Source organism: Bartonella sp. MM97QHHN (assembly GCF_042194285.1).
Lineage (GTDB): Bacteria > Pseudomonadota > Alphaproteobacteria > Rhizobiales > Rhizobiaceae > Bartonella.
On record NZ_JBHIMS010000019.1, the window covers coordinates 1 to 7,631 of the forward strand.

Here is a 7,631-nt window from a genome sequence, read left to right on the forward strand (position 1 = left end):
CAAGAGCTTAAAAGACAAAGCATGCATTAAGAGGAGGTTATTATGATAAAAAAGAAATACAAACTGACTGATGAAACAATTGAGTTTGATGGCAAAACCCTTCACCGTATTCGTGCTTTAAGGGATTTTGATGATGTTAAAGCAGATGACCTAGGCGGTTTTATACAAAAAGAAGACAATCTAAGTCATGATGGCAATTGCTGGATTGGGGATTATGCAAAAGTCTATGGTAATGCTAAGGTTTACAGAGTCACATTATACAAAAAAACGCAATAAAGTCAATATGTTGTTTGCAATTATTTTATATGAATCCACTCAAGAATCCATCTTTTTATACGTGATTCATTTGACCATTTTTGATATAAGATTGCCATGCATAAATAGACCATAAAAAGCAAATCATGATGTAAGTATTATAACGCATGTGTGTATTCAAATGAAATGAAAAGCCGATATCATTCATAACAGTTCATAAATTTTATGATACGTTTTTATCACAGCACAAATCACATTGTTTTAAATTTAGTCGTTTGAAAATATCGATAACATACGTTTAAAGATCACATCTTGTTTTAAAGATTGGATTGTTAATCACATAAAAGAGCAAATTAACATTCGCCAAAATTGGCGAGCGCAAAATAGAGAGCTGTCATAACAGCATCATCATAACACCGAACATTTTAAAGATTGCATAAAAGGATTTAAAGACAAGATCGATTTTATAACCACGGTATTTTTTTACCGAGGTAGGAAATAAAGGTCATGAAATTCAAAATGCTATATCTCATGAAATGAAAAGCCTTTTAATGAATAGATTGCAGGCTAGTCTTTAAGAACGGAACTATTCGCTTCCACAAAAAAATGGAGGCAAATAATGCCATGGCAGTAGAATAACTATCTACTTTAGATTTGGTACTAAAAACGTTTTAAAAGTTATAGTTTAAAAATACGAAACCAAATGAGCTCTTTCCAAATTTGGGGGCAGCTATTTAGACAAAGATAAGAAAGTAAACTTCAAAACCATTGTAACATCATAAGGTATGGGTTTTTACTTAATTTTGAGTCAAAAGCTGTAATATTTAAGAATGCTCTATTCTAAGATAACATCCCCAAAATGGACCGGCTAATATTTAAAGAAATTAGGTTTTAATGAAAAGTACAAATACGCTTATGAAAGCTCTTTAAATGCACGTTTAAACGTTTGAAACATAAAATGAGATCTTTATAAGAAACGTTAAAACTTTTTTTTATAACAGTTATAACTTAGTTATCATTTGCTCTTAAGAACGTTTCATTTATGAGAAAACTAAGATTTAGCTTTCACAGCAGAAAAAATTTAAAAACCTTACATTTTATAAAAGCGTTTGTTTATTTATCTTATGAAAAGCTGCTTTTAAAAACCAATGCTTGCAAGCTAAAAAGAACGTTTTTTGCAGATATTTATTGAATATGCATTTGCTTTTGATTGAATTATTAAAGCTACCGAGCGTTTTGATACGTTTGAGAGCAACAAAAAGCGTTTATAGGTTTTCTCATTCAAATGAGTGAGTAAAAATCAAACGCATCATTTACATTCCTTTTGATAAGTTTTCATATCTCTAATAGAGCGCTTGCAATATGATACGTTTTGTATATATGCATTCATTACTCCATTGTGGATGATTCATTTTAATCAATAAGAAACGCTATTTGAAAGCCGCGTCATATCATTTGACACGGCTTTTTTTATGTTACTCTCTCTTTTATGATATGTTTATAGCAATGCATTTTATATGCGTTTATACACCATAAAGAAAGCACGCCCCCCACGCCGTTCTTTATTCTGTTTTATCAGTTATATTGACAACATTATCCCTTTCATACACCTCACAATTTTTTGGAACCAACCTTACTTTGCTTTTTTTATTGATTTTTGCATTGCCATAAACACGCCCCCAGATTGTTGCACAATATGAGATTTTAGCATTGCCATAAACAGAGCCATAAATCTCACAAGAGCCACTCACACAAGCATTTCCATAAACCTTGCCATAAATTTTAGCACGACCATTAATAACAGCATAATTATAAATTTTTGCATGGCTATAAATGCAAGCAGAGCCACAAACCTTGGCATGACCATAAACGCGTGCATAACTAAAAACCGTAGCATCATAAGAAACATGCGCATGGTCATAAATATGAGCATCAGCAAGAATGCGGGCACTACCATTCACATGAGCATACCCATAAACATTGCCATAAACATGAGCATTGCCATAGACAAAAGCATGGTCATAAACTTTAGCATATTGAGAGATAAAAGCTTTTCCATAGACTTCAGCATTGCCATAAACTTGACCACAGACTTGNAAAGGTTTATAATATTTCGAGTAAGAGCATGTTTGATTTTTTTGATTTCACTGGTTAATTCGTATTTTTTGCACATAGAGATACCCTCACAATTTAATGTGATAAACATTTGATAAAATTTGGAATGGAAAATTTGCTTAGAAAGCAGGCGCCCCCGCCGCGCCCGCGCATTATTTACGCAGCGTTATTTTCAATAATCTTTACAACGGTATCGTTTTCATAAACCTCACAATTTATGGGAACCCAATATAAATCACTATCTCTTTTTAATCTTGCATTGCCATATACATTACCTCTAATCACGAAATAACCAGAGATTTTCGCATTACCATAAACAGAGCCATAAACATCAGTATGACAGCCCACGCTAGCATTCCCATAAACCTTGCCATAAATTTTAGCAGCGCCACTGATAACAGCATGATCATAAACCTCAGCATTGCCATGAATACGAGCGCTCCCTGATAATTTTGCATTGCCATAAACCCGCGCCTGATGATAAACCCAAGCATTATAAGAAAGATGCGCATTATCATAAACATGAGCATTTGCATAAACGCGGGCACAATCACATACATGAGCATTGCCATAAACAAAGCCCATTATAATAGCCTTATTAAAAACCTTGGCATTTTCATAAATATGGGCAGGATTTAAAACAAGAGCATTATCATAGACCCAGCAATTGCCATCATGCGAGAGGTTGTTTTCACTTTCAATAAAGCCCCCTAAATCACCAGCCTTGACATCATCAAAATCTATTAAAGCCCGAATGCGATAAAGAGTTTGATTATTAAATACACGTGTCTCATTTGTGAGTGCAAACTTTTTTTGCATAGCACAATTCCTTTATAAATAGATTTGAATTTTAGAATGAAATGTTTAAAGAGGGGCGCCCCCGCCGCGCCCGCGCGTCATTTACACAGTTGTAAAAACAATATCACCAGTGATAACGGGTTCTTTATAATTGCCACCAATTTTGGTATCACCACCAATCTCAGTATAGCCAATTACCTTGGCATTGCCATAGACATGAGCATCACCATGGACCTTGCCATAAATTTTTGCATTGTCATAAATGCGAGCATCATCATAAACCTCGGCATTATCAGAAATTAAAGCATTATTGGAAACCCAAGCGCCACCATAAACCTTGCCATAAACCTTGGCATTGTCATAAACGCAGCCCCTATCATAAACATGGGCATAACCAGTCACTATAGCATTCCCATAAACCTTGGCTTCTCTATTGACCATAGCAGCGCCACAAACATGGGCATTATCGCAAACCCTAGCATTATCAAAAACTATAGCATTTTCATAAACATGGGCATTATCATAAACCTGAGAGGTTCCTAAAACACGTGCTTTATCATAAACCTCAGCATTGCCATAAATTCTAGTTTTATCAAGAAACTTGCCATAAATAGTGTCATAAATTTTTGCATTTCCATACACTTTAGCATGTCCAAAAATATCACCATAAACCAATGCGTTCTCATATACTTGCGCATTGCCATAAACTTCAGCTCTAATATGCACGCTAGCATTGCCATAGACCCTTGCATTTTCATAAATTTTTGCAGATCCAGTAATTTTTGCATTATCCGAAACATGGGCATTATCGTAAATACGAGCATCACCATAAACCATGGCATTGCCACCGACCCAACAATCACCATTATGAGCTAAATTTGCAACCTTATGTATAAAACCGCCTAAATCACCAGCTTTTATATTAGCAAAATCCCTTAAAGCCCGAATGCGATAAAGAGTATAATCACCAACCTCTATTGTCTCACCTGTAAATTCGTATTTTTTTGCAGGCTCTTGTTGATTAGCAAGCGCGGTTTCATTTGAAATATTAGAGATAACGGGGGTGTTTTTTACTGTATTTTTCATAATTAAAACCTTGTCGTAATTAAATTTTCTATTAACAGCCTATAGAGGGCATCGGGTGCTAGAAAACACGGCGACAAGTCCGCTGCTTACACTTTTCTCATAAAGAGTATTGTATGGTGTAAACACACCCGACAAAATCCTCATATACTAACAAAAGTATAAAAGATAGCCAATTTTTAAAAGCGTTGGAAAGATTGTTTCGTAATCTATCCGCTTGTCGTTTCAAAGTGTTTTCTAATCACTTGAATATTCATATAATAAAATACGTATTTATTGTCAAACAATATTTTATCTTTTTTGATATTTTTTTGTATTTTTTTAAATACGTTGTGTGTTGATAATGTCTTATGCCTATTAATTGCTTCTTTTATATTTATATGCTTTTAAAGCTATATTATTGGCTTTCTTAAAAGATTGCGTTATTTTCTGAATCTATACATTTATAATATTTAGAAACGCTCTCATGATGCGTATTTTAAACTTTATAACCTATCAATTTTGTCACTAAATGAATTTTAAATTTTTTGTGAATTTTGTTTATAACATATTTGCAACTTAACAGCTTTTTATAGAGATGGTCTTTATAACCAATGCATTCATTTGCATTATGATTATAAAACCTTGCTGTTTTTATGCATTCTCTATAGCTGTTATATGCTTTATAGCCATCGCATCATTTTTCATTTTCATAAGAAAAACGATAAATAGGATAATTACGATTTATAGACTGTTATGAAAACATCTCAATAGAAACTGATAATTATAGAGATGAGCAAAATCTCTTTTAATAGACCGTGTCAGTGTTGTCAGTTCCTTTTAAGAGCCTCTATTATTTTTTTTATGAGTAAAAATTAAAAACATTATATTTCAATATTTTAATATCTTTAAAACATAACCCATATCAAGAGTACAATCTTAAAAGATAACCAATGATGTGAATTGATTAAAACCTGTCAGTTATGTGTCAGTAAATTGAACTGACAAAAGTGATCATTTGAGTGAGTCATTAAAACGTGTCTTATGAAAAGCATAGGAAAGTAAAAACTGATTACGTTATCAAAATCCCTTTTATGAATTTTATCAGTTCTTTTGAATGATAATCTTATGATTTAGAGAATGATTACAACGTGCTTTATAAAAAGCATGTGATCCTTTAAAGCCTTTCAAAAGATGGTTTATAACTCATAAGAAATGCTATCAAGATCATTATAGTTATGAGTTTTGAAGGGGTTTTGAGTTTTGAGGGTTGCCCCTTTTAGATAAAAAAACGATAAAAAGTAAAAACGTTATTTTTCAATAGGTTAAGATTTTACAGATCTTAAAAAAACAACTCATATTGATAACACAACCTATAAATTCAACTAATAATATACGTTTTGAAGGGGTTTTGACGGTTTTTACACCTTCAAAACCTATAAGTAAAATGAATATACATAACTCTCTTTAAACAAAGCTTTTGAAAACAATAAAGCACTCATTTTAGATTACGGTATAATCTTTTAAAGGCAATGTAAAAAAATTTAATTCATTTTAAGAGTGGGTTTCTTAAAAGTCTTAAAGCAATCCAAATAAGAGTATTTAAAAGTGCAAATGATTTCTTTTTAGAATAACGCATATAAACACTCTTTTTAAAGATTGTATGTAATCAACTTAACAAGAGAGGTATAGATTATGGTTATAAGCTCTATACCCCTTGTAAGGTTATCACTCTCATTATGTGAGCATGCTTTATAAGTTATTCGGTTTCTCTTATTTCTAATTTTGGTAGGTTCTTAACAATTTTCATTGTTTCTAAACTTACGGTAATAACCCTCTGCAATAACTCTAGAGGGTAGGCAGGGTTGCCAATGGTTTCAACAGCATAGTGATTAGCATCATTAACAATACCACTCTTTTTATCTGTCTTAACGCATTGACGCCCCATAACCGATTCAAGAGAGATATCTGTCATGATGATATTGCTATTATAAATAACAGTTGATTTATTCTTTTCCTTACTATCCTTAATTTTTGCGAATTTCATTTCAGTTACATAATAGAATTTTTCGGGATTAGAGATTTCTGTCTGTTTTGGATTACCCTTTTTAAAGGTGACAGGATAAGGTTCTACAGTTTCATAGTTTACGTGCAAATGACCGAGTTCACGCCCTGCTGTCACAAATTTCCAAAAATCATCAGCCGTTTTTACGCAAGGGATACGAGGCAATTCTTTGCATAAATTATCAGCATAACGGGTGCGATAATCTTCTGAATGCAAAAGACCGTAAACATAATAAAACAGATCATCTTTAGTGTTTTTTCATTAGGATAAGCGGCTTTTAAATATGCTAATTCTTCATCAGTTATGGCATTACGCATTTTCTTTTTTTCTTATTTTAGTAAATAAGCGATTGTCATGCTATTTTTCTTATCAAGCGATAATAATGGAGTGTTTTTTGTTGTCTCTAATATGTAACAGTTCCAATAAATTTGGTATATTCTATGAATAAGAGGCTTTACTTGAAGCTCAAGATTATATTACATGCAACACCTTAAAATTAAGAAGCATATATAGCATATGATTGTCATTTAACAGTGTAATTATACAAGCTTCAAAAGTGGGGGAAATGATATGGTTTGCACAACTAATAAAGCAGGCGTATACAGTGCAGTCTATGCTTTTCTCTTAGATTTTAGAAGTATTATTCTCATCAAAAAATTAAAAAATTATTACGCGGTTGGCGATTTTTTCTGTGACGCTGACGATATGGTTCATTTTGTTGCTCATTTTGAGGGCACAATGAATGCATAGATTTTTTTTCATTTTTGTTTTTGCGGCTATTTTGTGCCTTTTCTCGTTGGCGAGTTTTGCCCAAAACATTCGTGAGAAAGCGATTAATCAATCAGAGAGCATCCAACGACAACAAACGCAACAACAGCGTTTTCAGCAATTGCAGCGTAAAAACAAAACCCATGAGGTATTTTTGCCAGACGATGATACCACATCTGCCTATGGTGCTTCGCCTAGTACAACCTGTTTGCTGATCANTTTGCCAGACGATGATACCACATCTGCCTATGGTGCTTCGCCTAGTACAACCTGTTTGCTGATCAAAAGCATTGAATTTGTTGGTGCTCAGTTGATTTCTCATACCGACCTTCATGAAGCCATTTCTCTTTGGGAAGGACGGTGTTTGGGGATTGCCGAAATCAACAAAGTGCTCAAAGCGGTGACCAAGCTTTATATGAAGCGCGGCTATATTGCGGTGCGGGCTTATTTGCCTGAGCAAGATTTAAGCGGCGGTCATCTCAAGATTGTTGTTGTTGAAGGTGTGATGGAAGATATTACCCTTGATGGGCATAAAGTTGGAATGAAATCTCAAGGAGAAATCACCACG

At 33.4% G+C, this 7,631-nt stretch carries 4 protein-coding genes and 3 pseudogenes; 3 read left to right on the plus strand and 4 right to left on the minus strand.

Features of this window, described 5'->3' with window-relative positions; all coding sequences use genetic code 11:
• Positions 1 to 45: 45 nt before the first annotated feature.
• Positions 46 to 246 (plus strand): annotated as a pseudogene (locus tag ACFIJW_RS00365) (hypothetical protein); the annotation flags it as partial.
• A 1,571-nt stretch (positions 247 to 1,817) separates the two neighbouring features.
• Here the strand turns inward: ACFIJW_RS00365 and ACFIJW_RS00370 are convergent.
• From ACFIJW_RS00370 to ACFIJW_RS00385, 4 genes and pseudogenes are all read right to left on the minus strand, one after another.
• Positions 1,818 to 2,428 (minus strand): annotated as a pseudogene (locus tag ACFIJW_RS00370) (hypothetical protein).
• Positions 2,429 to 2,526: 98 nt separating this feature from the next.
• A complete protein-coding gene (locus ACFIJW_RS00375) occupies positions 2,527 to 3,189 on the minus strand; it encodes a hypothetical protein (protein ID WP_375632736.1) in 663 nt (220 codons plus the stop codon).
• Positions 3,190 to 3,270: 81 nt separating this feature from the next.
• Positions 3,271 to 4,254: a hypothetical protein gene (locus ACFIJW_RS00380; protein ID WP_375628159.1), complete on the minus strand. Its 984-nt coding sequence runs from the start codon at positions 4,252 to 4,254 to the stop codon at positions 3,271 to 3,273.
• A gap of 1,735 nt (positions 4,255 to 5,989) precedes the next feature.
• A pseudogene (locus tag ACFIJW_RS00385) lies at positions 5,990 to 6,609 on the minus strand (type ISP restriction/modification enzyme); the annotation flags it as partial.
• A 256-nt stretch (positions 6,610 to 6,865) separates the two neighbouring features.
• Between ACFIJW_RS00385 and ACFIJW_RS00390 the strand changes: the two are divergent.
• Both ACFIJW_RS00390 and ACFIJW_RS00395 read left to right on the plus strand, forming a co-directional pair.
• Positions 6,866 to 7,045 (plus strand): hypothetical protein, encoded by a 180-nt coding sequence (locus ACFIJW_RS00390; RefSeq protein ID WP_375632738.1) that lies wholly within the window; start codon positions 6,866 to 6,868, stop codon positions 7,043 to 7,045.
• Positions 7,038 to 7,631: POTRA domain-containing protein (locus ACFIJW_RS00395; RefSeq protein ID WP_375632740.1), on the plus strand; the 594-nt coding region annotated here is incomplete at its 3' end. The genes ACFIJW_RS00390 and ACFIJW_RS00395, both read left to right, overlap by 8 nt.